Annotated in this window: 1 pseudogene; it reads right to left on the bottom strand. The window is 53.0% G+C overall.

Annotation, left to right across the window (positions count from 1 at the left end):
• Positions 1 to 246, bottom strand: a pseudogene (locus V7756_RS19050) (type III glutamate--ammonia ligase); the annotation flags it as partial.
• Positions 247 to 536: the final 290 nt, after the last annotated feature.

The following is a 536-nucleotide window of genomic DNA, read 5'->3' as shown; positions in this document are numbered from 1 at the left end:
GCAGACGGTCATGGTCGCTACATCCGGCATCGCCGCCACTTCGTTATCGGCGATGTCCTGCGGTACACCATCGAGCGCTGCGCCGGTGAACAGCTCGGAGCCTTTCAACATGCGCCCGATGTGTGAGATGGGCACAAATTTGCCTTTAATGATGCCGTGTATATCAACATAACCGGCCAGGGCGTATTTTACGCCCTTGTCTTCCAGGGTTTGCTTCAGGCTTTCGGGGGATGGCTGAACGGTCATGACTGCACTCCAGGATGATAAATGCGCCGACAACGGCGAGCTTGGTATGATTCTTCCATTCAACATACATGCCAGCATGCATGTATAAATATGCATCACCCTATACGCGGTACCCGCATGGGTATCTCAATATCCTTCGAGGAGTTGCAAGAATGTCGGCATATCAAGGGCTTGAGCAGCAGTTCCAGCTCGGCAACACGACGCTGCAAAGTGGCGAACTATTGCGAGACGGATGGCTCAGTTATGTGCAGTTAGGGGAGCTGAATGCTGCAGCGGACAATCTGATACTG

The sequence above is a fragment of the Halopseudomonas sp. genome (assembly GCF_036961105.1).
In the GTDB taxonomy this organism is placed as follows: Bacteria; Pseudomonadota; Gammaproteobacteria; order Pseudomonadales; family Pseudomonadaceae; genus Halopseudomonas.
Note: the sequence above shows the minus strand (reverse complement) of the source record. Positions and strands in the feature narration are given on the sequence as shown.